The organism is Agrobacterium sp. BT-220-3 (assembly GCF_025910175.1).
GTDB lineage: Bacteria > Pseudomonadota > Alphaproteobacteria > Rhizobiales > Rhizobiaceae > Agrobacterium > Agrobacterium oryzihabitans.
In genome coordinates this window covers 56545-78948 of the sequence record NZ_JAPAIX010000009.1, presented here as the reverse complement: position 1 = coordinate 78948, position 22404 = coordinate 56545, and the positions used below count along the sequence as shown (strand labels likewise).

Below are 22404 nucleotides of genomic sequence, written 5' to 3'. Positions count from 1 at the left end.
TATGGATTTTTTCGATATGCTGGTCAGCATCCTCGGCTCGACCGTCCGCCTGACCATCCCGCTTCTGTTCACGGCTCTTGCCGGGCTTTTTTCCGAACGCGCGGGCGTGTTCGATATTGGTCTTGAAGGCAAGATGCTGGCGGCGGCCTTCGCATCCGCGTGCGTCGCCTATCTCACGGCAGATCCATGGGCCGGTCTGCTGGCGGGAATCACCGTCTCCATCCTCTTCTCGCTGATCCATGGTTTTGCCGTCATCACCAATCGCGGTAACCAGATCGTGTCGGGCGTGGCGCTCAACTTCATCGCCGCCGGTCTGACGGTGGTTCTGGGGCAGGCATGGTTCGGGCAGGGCGGCCGCACGCCGCAATTGCCCTCCGAGGGCCGCTTTGCGCCGATCATCCTGCCCGGTGCGGATGCGATGCGCGAAGTGCCTTTCATCGGCCCACTCTACGCCAATGTCATTTCCGGCAACAACATCCTTACCTATCTCGCCTTTCTGGCGGTTCCGCTGTCCTGGTGGGTGCTTTATCGCACCCGCTTCGGCCTTCGCCTGCGCGCGGTGGGTGAAAACCCGGGCGCGGTCGATACGGCAGGCATTTCGGTCACATGGATGCGTTTCCGCGCGGTCATCGTTGCCGGTTTCCTCTGCGGTTTCTCGGGCGCCTATCTCGCGGTGGCGCAATCGGCGGCCTTCATCGCCAACATGTCGGCCGGCAAGGGTTATATCGCGCTGGCGGCATTGATCTTTGCGAAATGGAAGCCGGTGCCGGTCATGTTCGCCTGCCTGCTCTTCGGTTTTCTGGATGCTTTCGCCAATTTCATGCAGGGCAAATCCGTGCCCGGCATCGGTGAAGTGCCGGTGCAGATCTTCCAGGCCATGCCCTATATTCTGACCTGCATCCTGCTTGCCGGTTTCATCGGCGTTGCCAAGCCCCCCAAGGCCGGTGGCGTTGCCTATGCGAAGGAGCGTTAAGCTTATGTCCTCCGACCCCAAATCCGCCCACCCTGAATCCCATGCCCTGTTCGAGGCGGCGGTGGAGGCGATGGCCTTTGCCTACGCGCCCTATTCGAAATTTCCGGTCGGCGCGGCGATCCGTGCTGATGACGGTAAAATCTACAAGGGCGCGAATATCGAAAACATCTCCTTCCCGCAGGGCTGGTGCGCGGAACCATCAGCCATCAGCGCCATGATCATGGGCGGGGCAAAGAAGATCAGCGAAGTCGCCGTCATCGCCGAAAAGCTGCCGCTCTGCACGCCCTGTGGCGGCTGCCGCCAGAAGATCGCCGAATTTGCCTCTCCGGAGACGAGGATCTATCTCTGCGATGAAACCGGCGTCCAGAAGGTCATGACCATGGAAGAGCTTTTGCCATCCGTCTTCAAGACCGAGCTGCCCTGATGACGGATGGTTTGATCGATATTCTGGTGGAACGCCTGAACGGCCTGATGCCGCGTGTCGCCATTGTCCTTGGTTCTGGCCTGGGATCGCTGGTGGAGGACGTCAGCGATCCGATCCGTGTGCCCTACGCCGATCTCCCTGGCTTTCCCGCCGGTGGCGTTTCCGGTCATGCGGGCGAACTGGTTGCGGGTTATCTCGGCGGCGAGCCTGTCATGATGCTCTCCGGCCGGGTGCATTTCTACGAAAAGGGCGATCCGGCCGCCATGCGTCCGGTCATCGAGGCGCTGGCCGGGCTCGGCGTGCAGTCGCTCATCCTCACCAATTCGGCAGGTTCGGTCAGGCAGGATATGCCGCCCGGCTCGGTCATGCAGATCACCGATCACATCAATTATTCCGGCATGAACCCGCTGATCGGCGAAGAAAGCGACCGCCGCTTTGTCGGCATGACCACGGCTTACGATCCGGATTTGATGCTCGCCATGCGCAATGCCGCCATCCGCGCGACGGTGCCTCTGTTCGGTGGCGTTTATATGTGGTTTTCCGGCCCGAGCTTCGAAACACCAGCGGAAATCCGCATGGCGCGGCTGTTGGGTGCCGATGCCGTTGGCATGTCCACCGTGCCGGAAGTCATCCTTGCGCGCTTTTTCGGGATGCGCGTTGCCGCCGCATCGGTTATTACCAATTACGGTGCCGGCATGACCGGCGCGGAGCTGAGCCATGAAGAAACCAAGGATATGGCTCCCGTGGGTGGCAAGAGGCTTGCCGCTATCTTAAAGGAAATGATCGCAGGAGGAGCGTGACCATGGAACTCCAGCGTCCGCGCGAAGCGGCTGCCCTCACATTGTCCTTGCTGGACCTGACCAACCTCAAGGAAGATTGCACGCCCGAGCAGATTGCTGCTTTGTGCCAGAGGGCGCACACCGAATATGGCAATACCGCCGCGATCTGCATCTGGCCGCGTTTCGTCGCGCAGGCACGCGCCGCTTTCGGAAAAGACCATGCGATCCGTATCGCCACGGTCGTTAATTTCCCATCGGGCGATCTGGGTGTTGCGACCGTGGTTGCGGAAACCGAAGCGGCGATCCGCGACGGTGCCGATGAAATCGATCTGGTCATTCCCTATCGTAAATTCATAGCAGGCGATGAATCGGCCGTTTCCGAGATGGTGGCCGCCGTGCGCAAGGTCTGCGTCGCGCCGGTGCTTCTCAAGGTCATTCTCGAAACCGGCGAGCTGAAGGACAAGGCTCTCATTCGCCGTGCCTCCGAACTCGCCATTGCCGAAGGGGCGGATTTCATCAAGACCTCGACCGGCAAGGTCGCCGTCAACGCCACGCTGGAAGCCGCCGACATCATGTTGCAGGCGATCCGCGACAGCAGGCAGAAGGTGGGTTTCAAGCCCGCCGGCGGCATCGGCACGGTGGAAGATGCAACGCTTTATCTGCGGCTGGCGGAAACCATCATGGCGCCCAACTGGGCCATGCCGTCTACCTTCCGTTTCGGCGCTTCGGGTGTTCTCGACGACGTCTTGAACGTGCTGGCCGGTGGCGAGCCGGCCAAGGCCGCCAGCGGGTATTGAGCTTGATCCCGCAGGAAATCATCCGCCGCAAACGCGATGGCCTGTCCCTTGAGCCACAGGAGATTGCCGCTTTCATAGAGGCCCTCTCTAAGGATGGCATATCGGAAGGCCAGGCCGCCGCCTTTGCCATGGCGGTGTTTTTTCGTGGCATGAGCCGTGACGAGATGGTGGCGCTGACGCTCGCGATGCGTGACAGCGGCGACGTCCTGTCCTGGAGCGATATTGGCAGGCCGGTGGCGGACAAGCACTCGACCGGCGGTGTTGGCGATAATGTCTCCCTGATGCTCGCTCCGATCGTTGCCGCCTGCGGTCTCGCCGTGCCGATGATTTCCGGCAGGGGCCTTGGCCATACCGGTGGCACGCTCGACAAGCTGGAAGCGATCCCCGGTTACAATGTCATGCCGGACGAGACGCTGTTTCGCCGGACGGTGAAGACGGTCGGCTGCGCCATCATCGGCCAGACGGGCGATCTCGCACCCGCAGACAAGCGCCTTTATGCCATTCGCGACGTGACCGCGACGGTCGATTCCATTCCGCTGATCACCGCTTCCATCCTGTCGAAGAAGCTTGCGGCCGGGCTGCAGACACTGGTTCTGGATGTGAAGGCGGGCAACGGCGCCTTCATGCAGAGTGTGGAGGATGCCCGTAATCTGGCCCGCGCACTGGTCGATGTGGCGAATGGCGCAGGCCTGCCGACAACCGCCCTGATAACCGACATGAACCAGCCGCTTGGCGATGCCGCAGGCAATGCGGTCGAAATCGTCAATTGCCTGGACTTTCTGGCTGGCCGCAAGGCGGGAACACGTCTCGAAAAGGTGGTTCTTGCCTTTGCTGCGGAAATGCTGGTGCAAGCCGGCAGCGCGGCCACTCTGGATGAAGGCGAGGCGCTGGCTGAGGCCGCCCTTTCCTCCGGGCGTGCCATGGAAGTCTTTGCGAGAATGGTCGCAGCACTTGGCGGGCCTGCGGACTTTGTCGATCATCCATCGCGTTACCTGCCATCGGCGCCGGTCATTCTCCCGGTTTCGGCTGAGCGCAGCGGCTGGCTGGCATCCTGTGCGACGCGCGATCTCGGCATGGTCGTTGTCGAGCTTGGCGGCGGCAGAAGAATGCCGTCAGACAAGATCGATCCTTCGGTCGGGATCTCCGATATCCTGCCGCTCGGCACAAAAGTGGAAAAAGGCGAACCAATCGCCAGCGTCCATGCGGCGTCCAGGGACGAAGCCGAACTTGCCGTCAAAAGGATTACGGCCTGCTACGGGATTGCTGACAGAGCCCCAGAGATCGGCGCGCCCATTATCGAGCGAATTACCTGACCAGCCGCATTTCGCCGCCCGATACCTTGAAAGACGATAATTGTTTCAGGAAGCTCATGCCAATCAGCATGTTGCTCAGCGCATTGTCCTTCAGCACCATGGCGTCAACATTCTGAACGCGGACCGCGCCGATTTCCACCCGGTCGAGCTTTACATAGGCTGCCATGGTCTGGCCGTTGGCGGTCGAGATCGCATATTTGTAATCGAGGCTGTTGACGCCGTAACCCAGTCGCCGGGCAATTGTCTCGTTGATGGCGACCATGGAGGCGCCGGTATCGACAAGCCCGTCGAAAGATTTGCCGTTGATGCGGAAGGCGGCGTTGAAATGGCCGCGAGCATCCGCCTTCAAATTGACGCCGCCGCCCAGCGAAACGGTTTCGGGCTTCGCGGCTTCGGATTTCACTTCAGCTTTTTCAGCTTCAGCTGCCGGACGCGGCTGAAACTTTTCCACCAGCGCCGGAATTTGCGTGGCGCTGACCGAAAGGCCAATAAGCAGAAAAATTGTGCGCGTCAGCAAATCGTCGCTCCTGAAAGGGCAGGGTTATTCTTGGGCAGGATAGACGTAAAACATGCTGAAATCTTAAAAGAAAAAGCCATTCGCCGCTTGTCGGGGCGGCGAATGGCGCAAACGGTTAAACGATGATGAACGGTCTTATTTCGTGCCGTACATACGGTCGCCCGCATCGCCGAGACCGGGAACGATATAGCCCTTTTCGTTCAGCTGCTTGTCGATCGCGGCGGTGTAGATCGGCACATCGGGATGTGCTTCACGGAAATTCTTGATGCCCTCGGGTGCGGCCAGCAGACACAGGAAGCGGATGTTCTTCGCGCCCCGCTCCTTCAGTTTTTCAACTGCAGCGATGGAGGAATTGCCGGTCGCCAGCATGGGATCGACGACGATGATGAGGCGCGCATCGAGGCTTTCGGGAGCCTTGAAGTAATATTCGACGGCCTCCAGCGTATCGTGGTCGCGATAGACACCGATATGGGCGACACGCGCAGAAGGCACGAGTTCGAGCATGCCTTCCAGCAGGCCGTTTCCGGCGCGCAGGATGGAGGCGAAAACCAGCTTCTTGCCCTCAAGCACCGGAGCCTCGATGGTTTCGAGCGGCGTATCGATGGTTTCCATCGTCATTTCAAGGTCGCGCGTCACTTCATAGCAGAGCAGCGTTGAAATTTCCCTGAGCAGGCGGCGGAAGCCGGCCGTCGAGGTTTCCTTCTTACGCATGATGGTAAGTTTGTGCCGCACCAGCGGATGTTCGATGACTGTGACGCCGTCCATGAAACTGGCCTTCCTTTTTATCTTGTGCCCTTGTCATTCACCGAAAGAGCGCTTTTCGCAAGCCTTCTTCGCGGTTTTACCCATGCGAACCGCAGCGTCAGGCGCCATCGAGTTTCGCAAGCAGTCGCGCGCGTGTTTCCTTGTCCACGAAGGCGCATTCCAGTGCGGTCCGTGTCATACGGTTGATCTCGGCATCGCTGAAGCCGAATGCGTCCGTGGCCAGCGCATATTCGCGGGCAAGCGAGGTGAAGAAGAACGGCGGATCGTCGGAATTGATGCAGAGGCGTACCCCTAAATCGCTGAGATTTTTCAAAGGGTGGCTGGTGAAATCGGGATAGACGCCAAGAGCGATGTTCGACCCCGGGCAAACCTCCAGAACCGTTCCCGTCTCAACCAGCCGGGCAACGAGATCGGCATCTTCGATGGCGCGCACGCCGTGGCCGATCCGCGCCGGCTTGACGAGATCGAGCGCATCGGCAACGCTTTCCGGGCCGCAGACCTCACCCGCATGGATGGTCAGCCCAAGGCCCGCATCGCGGGCAATATCGAAGGCGCGGGCGTAGTCTGCAACCCGGCCCATGCGCTCTTCGCCGGCCATATTGAAGCCGGTCACCAGCGGATGCCGGGCGCGGGCCGCATATTCCGCCGCCGCGATCACCCGTTCAGGACCGAAATGCCGCTCGCCGGTTACGATGATGCGGGTTTCGATGCCGGTTTTTTCTTTCGCAACCCGGATGCCTTCGGCGATACCGGCAAGATAGGCGTCTGCGCCGAGCCCGATGCGGTCACCATGGTCTGGCGAGATGATAATTTCGCTATAGATGGTGTTGGCCTGCGCAAGCTCGGTCAGATAGGTTTCCGTCAGGACCGCATAATCCTCATCCGTCTTGAACACCTGCGCCACCGCGTCATAACACTGGATGAATTCGGCAAAATCCGACCAGACATATTGGCCGTCACGCAGGAAGCCGCTGGTGTCTATGCCGTATTTCTCCGCCTGTTTCGCAACGAGGGCAGGCGGTGCCGCACCTTCGATGTGGCAGTGAATTTCCGCTTTCAGCAAATGTGATGTCAAATGAAGCTCCTGCCGTGAGAACCGGCCTCGATGCCAAGATGGTGGGCGATGCTTTCGCCGATATCGGCGTAGCTTGAACGGATGCCGACGTCACGCGAGCGAATGCCCGGTCCGAATGCCATGATCGGCACCCGTTCGCGTGTATGGTCCGTGCCCCGCCATGTGGGGTCGCAACCGTGGTCGGCGGTGAGAAGGGCGATATCTCCCGGTTTCATCTTGCGATGGATTTCGGGAATACGGGCGTCGAAAGCCTCAAGGGCGGCGGCATAACCGGCAACGTCGCGGCGGTGGCCATAAAGCATGTCGAAATCGACGAAATTGGTGAAGACAAGATCGCCGTTTTCGGCCTCGTCGATGGCGTGCAGCGTCGCATCCATCAGGGCGGCGTTGCCGTTTGCCTTGATGACGCGCGAAACACCCTGATGGGCATAGATATCGCCGATCTTGCCGATCGCGTGCACTTTCCGGCCAGCTTCGACAAGGCGGTCGAGCAACGTCGGTTCGGGCGGCGGAACGGAGAAATCGCGGCGGTTACCGGTGCGCTCAAAAGTGGCGACGGTCTCGCCGATGAAGGGGCGGGCAATGACACGGCCGATATTCAGCGGATCGAGCAGTTTGCGCACTGTCTCGCAGAGCGCGATAAGCCGCTGCAGCCCGAAATGGGTCTCATGTGCAGCGATCTGGAACACGGAATCGGAAGAGGTGTAGCAGATCGGCTTGCCGGTCCTGATGTGCTCTTCGCCAAACTTGGCGATGATCTCGGTGCCGGAAGCGTGGCAATTGCCGAGGATGCCGGGAATATCGGCCTCTTTGCAGATGGCTTCCACCAGTTCCGGAGAAAAGGCGTCCCCCTCGGTCGGAAAGTATCCCCAGTCGAAAGTGACGGGCGTGCCCGCGATTTCCCAATGTCCGGAGGGCGTATCCTTACCCTTGGAGATTTCACTGGCGGAGCCATGCAGACCGAAAATACGCTCCGGTCGCTCCATGCCGGCGGGAATGTCGCCGCTTGACTGGCTGGCAATCTCGAGCAGGCCAAGCGAGCACATGTTCGGCAGTTTCAGCGGACCTGACCGAAGCCCCGCTTTGTCTGCTGCACCCGCCGCGCAGAATTCGGCGATGTGGCCGAGCGTATTGGCGCCAAGGTCGCCATAACGCTCCGCGTCAGGCGCGCCGCCGACGCCGAAGGAATCCAGAACGAGAAGAAATGCTCTTGCCATAACTCACCGAAACAAATTGCGCCGACGGGCAATGTCAGGCCGAACTGTCGTTATAGATCAGCAAAACGTGAAGAAGGAAGTGATTTTATGAACCATCTGGTAAAACCAGATGCTCAATCCTCGTCCCGTTTCGATTTCGGCGCGTTGAGATTGCGCAGGACGTACCAGCCGGCCGCAACCACCATTGCCGCCAGAATATACCAGGTCACGGCGTAGGACAGATGGTTGTTGGGGAAGATGAGCATGGTCTTGCCGCCGACCGGAAAGCCGCCCGGATTGGGTGTCGCATCAGCATCGACATAGAACGGCGCGACATCGGAAAGGCCGGATGCCTGCGATATCTGCGGGATGTTGCGGGAGTACCAGCGCCCATTTGCCGGATCGTTGGTTCGCAGGAAAAGCCCGCCGGTTTCCGGCGCACGCATCAATCCGACGATCTCGACATTTCCGGCGGGTTCGCCTTCCCGCCTCGAGGACGGGTCCCGTTTGTCGGAAGGCACGAAGCCGCGATTGACGATGACGCTTGAACCGTCTTCGCGCCTGAGCGGCGTCATCACCCAGTAGCCGGGGCCGAGATCGCTGACCGTATAGACCTGAACTTGTTTGTCATTAAGGAAGGTGCCGGACAGTTTTACACGGCGATATTCATAGCCAGCGGGATCGGTTAGGGCCGGCCATTCGGCAGCAGCAGGGGCTTCGACGGGGGCGGCATGGGCGCGGGCTTCGATACGCGCGATCAGGTCGAGCTTCCAGGAAAGACGTTTGACCTGCCATGTCCCGAGCGCAAGCAGAGAGCCCGTCAGGACAATGGTTAGAAACAGGACGACGATTGCCGCGGGGCGGATACGGCGCTTCTGCGGGGTGGTTGTCGATGGATCGGTCATGGTTTCACAGTCCTTGCAAGGCCATGCGGCTTGCCACGGCAGCGCTTTTGGCCGCAGGCATCCGGTCTTCCAGCAAATAACCCCATAAATCGCACCACGATTCATGGGGTTATGTGTTGGTGCGTTAGCCGGCCCGCCGGAAAACCGGCAGGCCGTTGATCTATGCTGCTCAGGGCAGGTTCTTCACATCTTCGATGTGCAGCGGCATCATGTTCTTGTTCATGTTGTACATGACCCAGAGCGAGCCGGAGAGCGTGATCAGGAGCACCACGACGGTGAAGATCAGCGCCATGAAGGTCCAGCCGCCTTCGGACCTGGTGTCCATGTGCAGGAAGTAGATCATGTGCACGAAGATCTGGATGACGCCGAGACCCATGATCGCGATGACGAGCAGGGTCTTGTTTTCAAGAACGTCGCCCATGACCAGCCAGAAGGGGATCGCTGTCAGGATAACCGACAGGACAAAGCCGATCATGTAGCTTTTGAACGTGCCGTGGCTGGCGCCATCATGGTGATGGTCGTCGCCATGCGCGTCGTGGTGTGCGTGTGCTTCGGAACTCATCACAGAACTCCCATGAGATAGACGAAGGAGAAGACGCCGATCCAGATGACGTCAAGGAAGTGCCAGAACATCGACAGGCACATCAGACGGCGCTTGTTGGCTGCGATCAGACCGTGCTTGGAGACCTGGAACATCAGCGTGACGAGCCAGATAATGCCGAAGGTAACGTGCAGACCGTGCGTGCCGACCAGCGCGAAGAAGGCGGAGAGGAAGGCCGAACGCTGCGGGCCTGCGCCTTCCGCGATCAGGTGATGGAACTCGTAAAGTTCCACGGCAAGGAAGGCGAGGCCGAAGAGGCCGGTCACGCCAAGCCACACCAGTGTCGACTTCACCTTCTTCTTTTCCATTTCCAGCATGGCAAAGCCATAGGTGATGGAGGAGAAGAGCAGGAAGCCGGTATTGATCGCCACGAGCTTCAGATCGAACAGGTCGGCGCCCGAAGGACCGGCCGCATAGTTGCGGCCGACAACGGCATAGGTGGCAAACAGGGTCGCGAAGATGAGGCAGTCGCTCATCAGGTAGAGCCAGAAGCCCAGCGAGGTGCCGTTCTCCGGGTGATGGTCTTCCTTCAGGTAGAAGACCGGTGGTTCAGCGCCGTCGACGCTTTGTGCAGGTGCATGAGCCATATTCGTTACGCCTGTTCAGCAAGCAGCTTCGTACGTTCCGCCTCGACTGTCGAAACATCGGAAGCCGGAATGTAGTAATCGCGGTTGTAGTTGAAGGTATGGGCGATCGAGACCGCGATGATGGCGAGCATGGACAGAGCCGCCAGCCACCAGATGTGCCACACCAACGCAAAGCCGAGCACCACGCTGATGGCGCTGATGATGACGCCTGCGCCGGTATTCTTCGGCATATGGATCGGGATGTAACCTTCAAGCGGACGAACATAACCGCGCTTCTTCATATCCGCCCAGGCGTCGACGTCATGGACGACCGGCGTGAAGGCGAAGTTGTAGGCCGGCGGCGGCGACGAGGTCGACCACTCCAGCGTACGCCCATGATAGGGATCGCCGGTAACGTCACGCAGCTGATCGCGCTTGAGGAAGCTGACGATGAGCTGGATGACGAAGGAGGCGATGCCGAGCGCGATCAGGAAGGCGCCGAAGGCCGCGATCACGAACCAGATCTGCAGCGAATTGTCCTCGAACTGGCTGATACGGCGGGTCACGCCCATCAGGCCGAGAATGTAGAGCGGCATGAAGGCGAAATAGAAACCGATGAACCAGAACCAGAAGGACAGCTTGCCCCAGAAAGGATCGAGGCGGTAACCGAAGGCCTTCGGGAACCAGTAGACGATACCCGCGAGCACACCGAACACAACGCCGCCGATGATGGTGTTGTGGAAGTGGGCGATGAGGAACAGCGAGTTGTGCAGCACGAAGTCCGCCGGCGGAACGGCAAGAAGAACGCCGGTCATGCCGCCGATGACGAAGGTGATCATGAAGCCGATCGTCCACAGCATCGGGACATCGAACTTGATGCGGCCCTTATACATGGTGAAGAGCCAGTTGAAGATCTTCGCACCCGTCGGGATCGAGATGATCATCGTGGTGATGCCGAAGAAGGCGTTCACGCTTGCGCCGGAACCCATGGTGAAGAAGTGGTGCAGCCACACGACATAAGCGAGGATGGTGATGACGCCCGTGGCGTAGACCATCGAGGCATAACCGAAAAGGCGCTTGTTGGAGAAGGTCGAGACGATTTCCGAGAAGACGCCGAATGCCGGCAGGACCAGAATGTAAACTTCGGGATGGCCCCAGATCCAGATGAGGTTGACATACATCATCGGATTGCCGCCGAGATCGTTGGTGAAGAAGTTCGTGCCAACGTAGCGGTCGAGGGTGAGAAGCGCGAGCGTGCCGGTCAGGATCGGGAACGAGGCCACGATCAGGATGTTCGAACACAGCGACGTCCAGACGAAGATCGGCAGGCGCATCATGGTCATGCCAGGTGCGCGCATCTTGATGATCGTGACGATCAGGTTGATACCTGAGAGCGTCGTTCCCACACCGGCGATCTGTAGGCCCCAGATGTAATAATCCACGCCCACACCCGGACTGCCGTCAATGCCGGAAAGCGGCGGATAGGCAAGCCAGCCGGTCTGCGCATATTCACCGATGAACAGCGAGATCATGGTGATGACGGCGCCGGCCGTGGTCATCCAGAAGGAGAAGTTGTTGAGGAAGGGGAACGAAACGTCGCGTGCGCCGATCTGCAGCGGCACGACGAAGTTCATGAGACCGGTGATCATCGGCATGGCCATGAAGAAGATCATGATGACGCCATGGGCCGTGAATATCTGGTCGTAGTGGTGCGGCGGAAGGTAACCTTCCGATCCGCCGGAAGCGATCGCCTGCTGGACGCGCATCATGATGGCATCGGCGAAACCGCGCAGCAGCATGACCAGCGCCAGGATGATGTACATGATACCGATCTTCTTGTGATCGATGCTCGTGAACCATTCATTCCAGAGATAGCCCCAGAGGCGGAAATAGGTAAGCGCGCCGACGACGGCGATACCGCCCAGAGCCACCGCCGCGAAGGTCGCGACGAGAATGGGCTCGTGAAGCGGGATGGACTCCCATGTCAGCTTCCCGAACAGGAACGACGTTTGATCGGAATTGACGATCATTTTTAGCCTCTTGCGATTCTAAGACATAAGATCGGCGCAGCCATTGGCCGCGCCGCATAATGCCGGGACGTATCCGTCAGCCAGCGACTTGTTTCGTTTCCGGCAGCGCCGCAGGCTCGAAAGTCTGACCTTCGATGGCAGCCGGAGTGGATTGAGGACCGCTGGCGACGCCATAAGGCGCAAGCGGCGTGCAGACGACGGAGTTCAGCGCCTTGGCGATGTCGATGCCTTCCTTGCCGCCGCCGCCCTTGGCGTCGATATGCATCATGTCGCGCATGCAGAGCTTGTTCGGCTCGACGCAGCGGTTGAGGATGGCGCTGTAGAGTTCCGGATCGACGGAAGCGAAATACTGAACCGGCTCACGCTCCGACGGCTTGGCGAATTCGAGATATTCCTGACGGCCGAAGCCCTTGCCGCCTTCCTTCGCCTTTGCCACCCACTGGTCGAAGCCCTGCTGGCTCATGCCATGGAACTTGAAGCGCATATGGGAGAAGCCGGGGCCGGAGAAGTTGGCCGAGAAGCCGTCATAGACGCCTTCCTTGTTGATGACGGCGTGCAGCTTGGTCTGCATGCCGCCCATGGCGTAAATCTGACCGGCAAGTGCGGGAACGAAGAAGGAGTTCATCGCGGTCGTGCCGGTGATCTTGAAGTTGATCGGAACATCAACAGGAGCGGCAAATTCATTGACGCTGCCGATACCGAGTTCGGGATAGAAGAACAGCCACTTCCAGTCCATCGCCACCACTTCGACCGTGATCGGCTTGGTCTCGGCGGTCACCTGACGGTTTTCGTCGATACGCTCCAGAGGGCGGTAGGGGTCAAGACGGTGGGTGGAAATCCAGGTGACCGTGCCGAGCATCAGGATGATGGCGACCGGGGCCGACCAGATCACCATTTCAAGGCGTGTCGAGTGGTGCCACTCGGGATCGTAATCCTCCGCTTTCGCCGATTCGCGATACTTCCACGCGAAGAACAGCGTAAGCACGATGACCGGAACGATGATAAGCAGCATCAGAACCGTGGACGTGATGATGAGGTCGCGCTGCTGGATGGCGACGTCACCCGAAGGGTTCATCACCACGAGGTTGCAGCCGCTGAGCAACAGCAGTGCCGGGATTGCCAGAAGGGCGGACGGGAGTTTTTTGATCATGCGCACGTTCTTTGGACTCGTACAGTTTGGATTATGCCGCGATTAATTGCCGAACATCATTTTTGAAATGAGGTATATTGTCGCGGTGCAGCGAAACCTTCGCGATGCACCATGTGCGGGCAGAGCTGCGTTTGAAGACGGAGCGGCTGCATTATCGCATAGCGAGCTTCCTGGGCAAGCCTTCTTATCAAACTTCATTTGACCTTACGGAAGGTGCGTGTGACAATCCGTCGCATCGTAACGCAACGGAAGAGGAGCCGGCGCGTTACAGGAAATGGTTCGTCCATGACGCAGGAGGGATATTATGAGTTATAGCAATGCTGCTCCATCTTTTGGGCAGGCGCCGGAAGCCAACGGTCATGGAACCGATCCGGTCAAGGTCGATCCGGATCGCATCACAATTGCGGTCATTCTTGCGAGAATGACGGAGTTTTTCGACTTCTTTATCTACGCCATTGCCTCCGCGCTCGTTTTTCCGCATGTTTTCTTCTCCTTCGTCGATCCGCTGACGGCAACCCTTTATTCCTTTGCGGTCTTCTCTCTGGCCTTTATCGCAAGGCCGATCGGCTCGCTGATCTTCCTCCAGATCGACCGAAAGTTCGGCCGTGCCGTCAAGCTGATGGCGGCGCTGTTCACGCTCTGTGGTTCAACGATGGCGATCAGCTTTCTTCCGTCCTATGCGGAAGCCGGCATGCTCGCTCCCTGTCTTCTCGCGGTATTCCGCATCGGTCAGGGTCTCGGCCTTGGCGGCGCATGGGATGGTCTCGTCTCATTGCTCGCCATGAATGCACCGCCGAAGCAGCGCGGCTGGTACGCTATGATGCCGCAGATCGGCGCGGCGATGGGTTTCGGTCTCGCCAGCGCGTTCTTCATCGTCTTCGTCACACAGCTTTCCAATGCGGAATTTCTCGCCTGGGGCTGGCGTTTCCCGTTCTTTGTGGCGCTGGCGCTCAATGTGCTCGCGCTCTTTGCCCGCCTGCGCATGATCGTGACGCCGGAATTCCAGGCCATGCTTGAACAGCACGAGCTGGAGCCGCGCCCCATGTTCAAAATGCTGCGCTCGCAGTTTCCAGTTGTGGTCACGGGTGCGTTCGTGCCGCTGGCAAGCTTCGCGCTCTTCCATCTGGTCACGGTTTTCCCGCTGAGCTGGGTTTCCCTCAACACCACCCAGCGCGTTTCGGACTTCCTGTTTGTGCAGTTTGTCAGCGCCATCATCGCCGGCGGCATGATCGTGGTGTCTGGTGTTCTCGCCGACAGGATCGGCCGACGGAAGCTTCTGGCTTTCGCCGCAGTGCTGATCGGTCTTTTCAGCCTTGTGGCACCGCTGCTTCTGAGTTCGGGCGATATCGGTCGCTATCTTTTCGTCTTGATCGGCTTTGCGCTGCTTGGTCTGTCCTTCGGTCAGGCGGGCGGTGCGCTAGCTTCCCGCTTCAGCCGTGAATACCGCTATACCGGTGCCTCCATCACCTCGGATATTTCCTGGCTGATCGGTGCCGGTTTCGCCCCGCTTGTCGCACTTGGATTTTCGTCCAAATTCGGACTGTTTGCGGTCGGAATTTACCTCATGTCAGGTGCGGTCTGCACGCTGGTAGCCCTCTGGTTCAGTCGAACGCTGGACATGCCGTCGGAGTGAACAGGGCAATTTAACAACCTCTGCAGCCATTGCGCCGCGGAATCCTGTCGGATTTCGCGGCGTTTTTGTTTTTTTATTGCGTCAGGACGATTTTAATCTTGACTCACGCTTTCATAAAATATTATGTAAGCAATACTGACATAATTCAGTGTGTCTCATTGTCGGAATTGCCGGCCATCAGGGAACGCCATGCGAACGATGACGATCATTATTTGCGAGAAAGCGGCCATTGCCGCCACGCCGTTTGACGGCCGCAAAACGACCGTTCGCGCCATTAAACGCCGATAAGCAGCAGAATGAGGAGCAGCCAGGTCGCCTGCGGCTCCGCCCGCAGAGTGCCGGCTGACGCGCCGGGTTTCGGGAAAGAGGGCGATGCCGCGCGAAATGCGCAACGAGAGGAGAGTGCCTTGAGCGTGACGGAGCAAAAATTCGGCCTTTACGATGCGGCTTTTGAAAAAAGCAGCTGTGGCGTCGGTTTCATCACCCGCAAGGACGGCGTGCAGACGCATGATGTGCTGAAGCGCGGCCACGAGGCGCTCTGTGCCGTGCCGCATCGCGGCGGCATGTCGGCGGAAGGTGTCGGCGATGGTGCCGGCGTGTCGCTCGACCTGTCGTTGTCATTTTTCCAGAAGCTGACGGGTAATGATGCCTTGCAGGCCGGTCGCTTCGGCGTCGGCAATTTTTTCCTGCCGCAGAATTCCGCTTTCCACGGTGAGGCGGTCGGTATCATCGCAAACGCCCTCAAGGAGCAGGGGTTTTCGGTCCTGCTTGCCCGCGATGTACCGGTCAATGACGCGGCTATCCGCCCTGCCGCCATCCCTTACCAGTTGCCGATCCGGCAATGGGTCTTTTCGGCTCCTGCCGAATGCGCAACCCTCGCCGAATTCGACTGGCGCATCCACAAGGCGCTGCTGGCCATTGAGGCGCTTGCCTATACCGTGCCGGAACTCGCCGGCTTTTATCCGCTGTCGCTCAGCGCCCGCACGCAGGTTCTGAAGGGTCGCCTGAACTCGCATGAGGTCATGCCCTATTTCTGTGACCTCACCGATCCGCGCCATGAAGTACATACGATGTATTTCCACACGCGGTTTTCCACCAATACCGATCCGCATCCCTCCATGGCGCAGCCCTTCCGCCTGATGGCGCATAATGGCGAACTCAATACCGACAAGAAGAACCGGCTGTCTGAAGCGGCTGTGGCGCTGGCGAAGAATGCCAGCATCATCCGGCCGAAGGGCCAGTCGGATAGCTGCCGTCTGGATCAGACCCTGCAGGCACGGGTAATGGAAGACGGTCTCGACCTCGTCACTGCCGTCGTCTCGATGATGCCGCCAGCCTGGGAAAATGACGATACCCTGTCACCGGGCGTGAAGGCGATGCTGGAATATTTCTCGCTTTATGAGGAGAAGAATGACGGCCCGGCCGCGCTGATCTTCGGCGATGGCACCATCATCGGTGCGCGGCTCGATCGCCTCGGCCTGCGCCCGCTGCGCACCGTCGAGACGGAAGACTATCTCTGCGTCATGTCGGAGGCCGGGCAGATCGCGTTTCCGGCGGAAAGCGTCATCCGTCGCGGCCGCGTCGAGGCGGGCGGCATGCTTTATTACGATCACGCCGAGCGTCGTGCTTTTTCCACGGTCGAGGCGCTGGAGCTTCTGGCCTCGCGCCGGGACTATCCGTCGCTATTGTCTGAAGCACGCGTGATGCTTGAGGACCTGCCGGAAGTGCCGGCGGAAAAGCAGGGCTCGCCCCTTCGTTACAATGGCGATCTGGAACGGCATCAGCGCTACGTCGCCTATTCGCATAATCAGGAAAGCTTCAAGTTCCTGATGGACCCGATGTTGGCATCAGGCGCGGAAAAAATCTCGGCCATGGGTTATGGCAATGCCATCAACGCGCTCTCCGATCAGGAAGGCGGGGTGGCGAAGTATTTCTCGCAACGCTTCGCGCAGGTTACCAATCCGCCGCTCGACAGCATTCGCGAGGCCGATGGCATGACGTTGCGTGTGGCGCTGGGCGCAAAGCCGAACAGCGGCGCGAAGAAGGCCCGCCAGATCGTCGTGCGCTCTCCGATCCTGACCCATCTCGATATGCTGCGTATTCGCGAACAGTCGGAAACGCCCGTTCGCCGTTTCGAAATGCTCTATTCGCCGGTCTTCGATGTTACGGAGGCCAATGAAACGGCCCTGCGGCAGGCAATTGATGGCCTCTGCGATGAGGTTGTGGCTTTCGCGGCTGAGGAAGGCGGCATCGCCGTCATCACCGACCGGCATGTCTCGGCTGGCCGCGCCGCTCTGCCGATGATCATGGTCGTTTCCGCCATCAATCAGCGGCTGATCGAGGAAGGTCTGCGGCTGCGCGTGTCCCTGATCGTTGAAAGCGGACAATTTTCTTCCTCGCATCACATCGCAGCAGGCCTCGGTTTTGGTGCTTCGACGGTCTATCCGCTCGGCGTGCAGTTCCGTGCGGAGGAAAAATTCGCCGCCGATGCCGACAAGGCGTTCAAGCGTTTTGCCAAGGCTGCTGAAAAGTCGCTGATGAAGACCATGGGCAAGGTCGGGCTGTGCACGGCGGAAAGTTATATCGGCGGCGAGTTCTTCGAACCGAATTTCCTCGATACCAGCGATCCGGTGCTGAAGCGCTATTTCCCGAATGTGAAGACCCCGGTCGGTGGCGTCACCTTCGCCGTTATCGCGCAGGCGGTGGCCGACTGGCATCGCAAGGCGCTATCGGTGAAGGGCGAAAACGACATTCCGCTGCTCGGCCTCTTCAAGGAACGCGCGGAAGGCGCCGGCCATTCCTATGGCACGACGGCGGTGCGCGGTTTCGTGGACATGACGGAAGAAAAGATCGGTTTCGACAAGGGAACCGAAAACGAGGAGATGCTGCGTCTTTTGCCGCTCAACCGGCTGGAGGATGCTTTCGGTCTCAACGATGCGGCCTATTATCACAACAGCTTCGACCGGCTGACCCCTGACGCCATCGACAAATTCGAGGTAACGCCCGGTTACCGCGCCTTCGCCCGCATGATGGCGGAGGAAAGGGCGCGCCGCCCCGCCGCTTTGCGCGATGTTCTGGAATTGCCGGCCGATGTGACCTTCGCCGGTTCCGCAGAAGAATTCCGCCGGGAAATGGGCCGCTTTTCCCGGCAGGGCAATAACAGCTTCATGGTGCGCGGATTGCGCTGCGAAGAGGCGGGAGACGGCGCTTTCCGGCTGCAGCTGACCGGCCCGCACGGTCATGAGCTTGCCCGGCTTGCTGCGCTCGGCCAGTCGCTGCTCGACCGTTTCGGTGCGGATATTCCCGGCCACTGGCTGGAAGGTAGCGCGCTCATGGTTCAGGCGAAGGGCGAAGCCTCCGCTTATCTCTCGCTTATCCGCACCGCGCCGGAAAGCATCCCGCTCGATGCCGTTCAGAAGGCGAGCGAGATCACCAAGACCCTCGCATCGGGCGCCATGAGCCATGGTGCGCTGGTGGCCGCCGCCCATGAGGCGGTTGCCCACGGTACCAACATGGTCGGCGGCATGTCCAACTCGGGCGAGGGCGGCGAGCATATTTCCCGTTACGGCACCATTCGCGCCTCGCGCATCAAGCAGTTCGCTTCCGGCCGCTTCGGCGTCTGGGCCGGCTATCTTGCCGATCCGATGCTGGAGGAAATAGAGATCAAGATCGGCCAGGGCGCAAAGCCCGGCGAGGGCGGGCAGTTGCCGTCTCCCAAGGTAACGGTGGAAATCGCCGCCGCGCGTGGCGGCACGCCGGGTGTCGAACTCGTCTCGCCGCCGCCGCATCACGATACCTATTCGATCGAGGATCTGGCCCAGCTCATCCATGACGCCAAGGCAGCGCGCGTGCGCGTCATCGTCAAGCTGGTCTCGTCGGAAGGCATCGGCACGATTGCGGTCGGCGTCGCCAAGGCGGGTGCGGATGTCATCAATGTCGCCGGCAATACCGGCGGCACGGGTGCAGCCGCCGTCACCAGCCTCAAATATACCGGCCGTGCGGCGGAAATCGGCATCGCCGAGGTGCATCAGGCGCTCTGCGCCACCGGACTTCGCGCCAAGGTACTGCTGCGTTGCTCCGGCGCGCACCAGACGGCGAGCGACGTGGTGAAATCAGCGCTTCTCGGTGGCGACAGTTTCGAGTTCGGCACGACGGCGCTGATGATGCTGAAATGTGTCATGGCCAAGAACTGCAACATCAAGTGCCCGGCCGGTCTCACCACCAATCAGGAAGCCTTCAACGGCGATCCGCGAGCGCTGGCGCAATATCTCATGAACATCGCCCATGAAACGCGTGAGATTCTGGCAGGCCTTGGGGTCGCCTCGCTACGGGAAGCCCGTGGTCGTTCCGACCTTCTTCATCTCCTCGATCATCCGGCAAGCGTCGGCCAGCTTGACCTCCGGGCAATGCTTGCCGTGGTCGAAGAGGTGAAGATCGACAGCCCCGTTTATATGGAAAAGGACTTCGCACTCGACGATGCCTTCATCGAACTCGTGCGCTCGGCCCTGGTCGACAGCAGGCGCGAGAACATCGAGCTTGGCGGCAATCGTTTCCTCAACAATTGCAACAAGAGCGTCGGCGGCCAGCTCGCCGTCGATATCGAGCGCATGCTGAACCACGAGCTTTCCGACGAGCAAATGGATGCGCTTCCTGCTGTGAAGCGTGACAGTCGTGGGCGTCGTTTTCTGGAGGCGGGTTCGGTGCGTATCGATACGTACGGTTCCGCCGGGCAGTCTTTCGGCGCTTTCTGCAATGACGGCATGGTCATGGTCCATACCGGCACGTGCAATGACGGCGTCGGCAAAAGCGCATGCGGCGGCACCATTGTCGTGCGCTCCCCGGGCGGCGGTTCGGAAGAGGCGGGTGGCAACGTGCTGGTCGGCAATTTCGCGCTGTTCGGCGCCACCGGCGGCCGCACTTTTGTGGAAGGGCAAGCCGGTGACCGTTTCGCGGTGCGCAACTCCGGTGCCACCGCCGTGGTCGAAGGCGTGGGCGATTTCGCCTGTGAATATATGACCAACGGTGCGGTCCTCAACCTCGGCAGTTTCGGCAAGGGTTTCGGCAACGGCATGAGTGGCGGTTTCGTCTATCAGTATGATCCCTATGGCGATCTGCCGAAGAAGGTCAGCCACGATTCGATCCTGCTCGGCTCGATCACCGGTGAGGACGAACAGGCCGCAATCCACAATCAGGCCGTTCACCAGCTTTTGACCTGGCATGTGTCGGAAACCGGCTCGGCCAAGGCAGCGTGGCTTCTGGAAAACTGGGAGAGCGAACAGCACAATTTCGTCTACGGCATGCCGCGCGCCCTGCTGCTTTATCAGGACAGCGACGAAATTCTGAAGGCTAAGCCCCGCAAGGAGCTGCTGGAAGAACTGGCGTCTGCGCTAGCCGCCCATCAGGTGCGGAAGTTCAAACTCGCCTATCGCGACCGCAAAGCCGTTTTGAACGGAACTGTGCCGGGTCATAGTGAGACGGATACGGAAGACATGTATGCGCTCATCAACAACTACACGGTGTTGAGCATGGCGCAGGCAATCGCCCTGCAACGGCTGCCGCTGGCATCCGGCCCCTCCGATCCCGCCATCGAAAAAGCCGTGCGCAATCTCGTCCTCACGGAAGATTATGCGCTGATGCAGCGGCTGCTGAAATATGCACGCGAGGCGCTTTCCGACCATAGTGACGAACAGCTTGCGGTGATGATCGCCGCCAAGCGCCTCGATGACTACAAGCAGGCGCTGGCGCGCCGCAACATATGGTCGGTGGACAGCCCCGGCACCTATGGCTGGATCATTCAGCAGAACCGGAAAAACATCGAGAAGATCGGCCGTCTGCCGGGCTTCGAAGAGCTTTTCGCGGCACGCGCCATTCCAGATCTTGCCACCGCATCCAGCCACAACAAGGCAGCATGATGAAGATACCTTATATTCCGCAGGACGCACCCTTTAACGGTGACCAGCGTGCCTGGCTTTCCGGTTTTCTAGCCGGTCTTCACTCCCGCACCGCCATCGGCATGGAAACATCGGTTGCCGCTGCGGCCCCGCGGGCAGCGGCCAGCGTGCTGAATGTCCTCGTTGGCACCCAGACCGGCAATGCCGAAGCGCTGGCGATGGATATCGCTGCCGCGGCCCGTGCACAGGGCATGCAGCCCGTAGTGACGGCGCTGGATGATGTCTCGATGGCTGGTCTCAGCGGCATGAAGCGGGTCATCGTCGTAACCTCCACCTATGGCGAAGGCGAAATGCCTGACAATGCCCAGCTTTTCTGGGAGGCGCTCGCCGCTGAAAACGCGCCGCGTCTGGACGAGATGAATTTCGCCGTGCTTGCGCTGGGCGATACCGGTTATGACGGCTTCTGCCAGGCGGGCAAGCTCATCGACACGCGGTTCGAACAACTCGGCGGCAAGCGCATGAAGACGCGTATCGACTGCGATATCGACTTCGAGGATGCGGCCGCAGCATGGATCGGTGAGACCCTGCCGCTTGCACGCGCCATCGATGGCGGCAGCGCGGCGGCGGCCATGTCTGTCGTCGCCGAGCCGCCGGCACGGGCAAAACAGGGATGGAGCCGCAAGAACCCCTATTCGGCTGAGGTAAGCATCAATCGCCTTCTTTCCGGACCTGCATCGTCGAAGGAAATTCGCCACTACGAGTTTGATCTCGGCGAAAGTGGCCTCGATTACGAGGCGGGCGATGCTCTTGGCGTCGTTCCCCTCAACGACCCAAAGTTGGTGGGTGCGCTGCTCGAACGCTTCGGAGCTGGTACAGACAGCGAAGTCGCCGGGCTGGACCGGCCGATCGGCGATGCGCTTCTGAACATGTTCGAGATTTCGACGCCCTCACGAGAGCTGGTCGCCGAAATTGGCAAGCGTGCAGGACATGAAGAACTCAGCCACATCCTTGCGAATGGAGACAGGGAACAGCTTTCCGCCTTTCTCTGGAGCAAGGATATTCTCGACCTGCTTGATCTCGGCGGAAAGTCCGTATTCGACCTTGCCGAATTCGTGACGTTCCTGAAGCCATTGCAGCATCGCGCCTATTCCATCTCTTCCAGCCCTCTGGTTGCGGAAAACAGCGTGCATCTGACGATCGCCAGCGTGCGGTATCGCGCCGAAGGCCGCGATCGTGGTGGCGTGTGCTCCACCTATCTCGCGGACCGGGTGGAAGCGGGTGAGAATGCCGGGATTTTCGTCTCGCCCAACAAGGCGTTTCGTGTGCCGCAGGATAATGATGCGCCTATGATCATGGTGGGACCGGGCACGGGTATCGCGCCGTTCCGGGCATTTTTGCAGGAACGGCAGGCGCGCGGCGCAAAGGGCAGGAACTGGCTGTTTTTTGGCGATCAGCACCGGCGGTCGGATTTCATCTATGAAGATGAACTTGGCGACATGAGCCGCGATGGCGTGCTGACCCGTCTCGATCTCGCCTTTTCACGCGATCAGGCGGAAAAGATCTACGTCCAGACCCGCATGCAACAGAACGGCAAGGCTCTCTATCAATGGCTTGAAGAGGGCGGCTATTTCTACGTCTGCGGTGACGCGACGCGCATGGCGAAGGATGTCGATGACAGCTTGCACCGGATCGTTATTGACGAGGCCGGCATCTCGGCGGAAGCGGCAAGCGATTATGTAAACCGGCTGAAGCGCGAAAAGCGCTATCTGCGCGATGTTTATTAGAGATT

17 protein-coding genes are annotated in these 22404 nt (G+C 59.7%); 8 read left to right on the top strand and 9 right to left on the bottom strand.

Annotation, left to right across the window (positions count from 1 at the left end):
- Position 1 precedes the first annotated feature (1 nt).
- From OK142_RS19685 to deoA, 5 genes are read left to right on the top strand one after another with little or no spacing between them, the layout of a single operon-like run.
- A complete protein-coding gene (locus tag OK142_RS19685; protein ID WP_003493080.1) occupies positions 2-973 on the top strand; it encodes an ABC transporter permease in 972 nt (323 codons plus the stop codon).
- Positions 974-977: 4 nt separating this feature from the next.
- Entirely contained in the window at positions 978-1397 is a 420-nt protein-coding gene (locus OK142_RS19680) for a cytidine deaminase (protein WP_313615454.1), read from the top strand.
- Positions 1397-2197 (top strand): purine-nucleoside phosphorylase, encoded by an 801-nt coding sequence (locus OK142_RS19675; protein WP_498684703.1) that lies wholly within the window; start codon positions 1397-1399, stop codon positions 2195-2197. The genes OK142_RS19680 and OK142_RS19675 overlap by 1 nt, the downstream gene beginning before the upstream one ends.
- 2 nt (positions 2198-2199) lie before the next feature.
- Complete coding sequence (gene deoC, locus OK142_RS19670) at positions 2200-2973, top strand: deoxyribose-phosphate aldolase (RefSeq protein ID WP_498684701.1); 774 nt, start codon at positions 2200-2202, stop codon at positions 2971-2973.
- The gene (gene deoA, locus OK142_RS19665; RefSeq protein WP_498684699.1) at positions 2970-4286 is read left to right on the top strand and encodes a thymidine phosphorylase; all 1317 of its coding nucleotides are present in this window, start codon (positions 2970-2972) and stop codon (positions 4284-4286) included. Before deoC ends, deoA begins: the two co-directional genes overlap by 4 nt.
- On the opposite strand, the gene OK142_RS19660 is transcribed toward deoA, so the two are convergent.
- The 9 genes from OK142_RS19660 to cyoA form a co-directional block, all read right to left on the bottom strand.
- Complete coding sequence (locus OK142_RS19660; protein WP_498684697.1) at positions 4279-4803, bottom strand: TIGR02281 family clan AA aspartic protease; 525 nt, start codon at positions 4801-4803, stop codon at positions 4279-4281. The two genes, deoA and OK142_RS19660, sit on opposite strands and share 8 nt — an antisense overlap.
- 135 nt (positions 4804-4938) lie before the next feature.
- The gene (gene upp / locus OK142_RS19655; RefSeq protein ID WP_003493096.1) at positions 4939-5568 is read right to left on the bottom strand and encodes a uracil phosphoribosyltransferase; all 630 of its coding nucleotides are present in this window, start codon (positions 5566-5568) and stop codon (positions 4939-4941) included.
- Positions 5569-5665: 97 nt separating this feature from the next.
- Positions 5666-6643, bottom strand: coding sequence for an adenosine deaminase (locus tag OK142_RS19650; RefSeq protein ID WP_498684695.1), 978 nt, complete (start codon positions 6641-6643; stop codon positions 5666-5668).
- Positions 6640-7860: a phosphopentomutase gene (locus tag OK142_RS19645; protein ID WP_498684693.1), complete on the bottom strand. Its 1221-nt coding sequence runs from the start codon at positions 7858-7860 to the stop codon at positions 6640-6642. The genes OK142_RS19650 and OK142_RS19645 overlap by 4 nt, the downstream gene beginning before the upstream one ends.
- Before the next feature lie 113 nt (positions 7861-7973).
- Positions 7974-8744 (bottom strand): SURF1 family protein, encoded by a 771-nt coding sequence (locus OK142_RS19640; RefSeq protein WP_498684691.1) that lies wholly within the window; start codon positions 8742-8744, stop codon positions 7974-7976.
- Positions 8745-8913: 169 nt separating this feature from the next.
- On the bottom strand, positions 8914-9306 hold the full coding sequence (gene cyoD, locus OK142_RS19635) for a cytochrome o ubiquinol oxidase subunit IV (RefSeq protein WP_003493104.1): 393 nt from the start codon (positions 9304-9306) through the stop codon (positions 8914-8916).
- Positions 9306-9932 carry a cytochrome o ubiquinol oxidase subunit III gene (gene cyoC / locus OK142_RS19630; RefSeq protein ID WP_035219604.1) on the bottom strand — a complete coding sequence of 209 codons (627 nt, stop codon included), beginning with the start codon at positions 9930-9932 and terminating at the stop codon, positions 9306-9308. Before cyoC ends, cyoD begins: the two co-directional genes overlap by 1 nt.
- A 5-nt stretch (positions 9933-9937) precedes the next feature.
- Entirely contained in the window at positions 9938-11941 is a 2004-nt protein-coding gene (gene cyoB / locus OK142_RS19625) for a cytochrome o ubiquinol oxidase subunit I (protein WP_313607951.1), read from the bottom strand.
- Positions 11942-12017: 76 nt separating this feature from the next.
- Positions 12018-13091 carry a ubiquinol oxidase subunit II gene (cyoA, locus tag OK142_RS19620; protein ID WP_498684689.1) on the bottom strand — a complete coding sequence of 358 codons (1074 nt, stop codon included), beginning with the start codon at positions 13089-13091 and terminating at the stop codon, positions 12018-12020.
- Positions 13092-13395: 304 nt separating this feature from the next.
- On the opposite strand from cyoA, the gene OK142_RS19615 reads away from it, so the two are divergent.
- From OK142_RS19615 to OK142_RS19605, 3 genes are all read left to right on the top strand, one after another.
- Complete coding sequence (locus OK142_RS19615) at positions 13396-14724, top strand: MFS transporter (RefSeq protein WP_003493113.1); 1329 nt, start codon at positions 13396-13398, stop codon at positions 14722-14724.
- Positions 14725-15131: 407 nt separating this feature from the next.
- On the top strand, positions 15132-20636 hold the full coding sequence (locus tag OK142_RS19610; protein ID WP_498684688.1) for a glutamate synthase-related protein: 5505 nt from the start codon (positions 15132-15134) through the stop codon (positions 20634-20636).
- Complete coding sequence (locus OK142_RS19605) at positions 20633-22399, top strand: sulfite reductase subunit alpha (RefSeq protein ID WP_498684686.1); 1767 nt, start codon at positions 20633-20635, stop codon at positions 22397-22399. The genes OK142_RS19610 and OK142_RS19605 overlap by 4 nt, the downstream gene beginning before the upstream one ends.
- Positions 22400-22404: the final 5 nt, after the last annotated feature.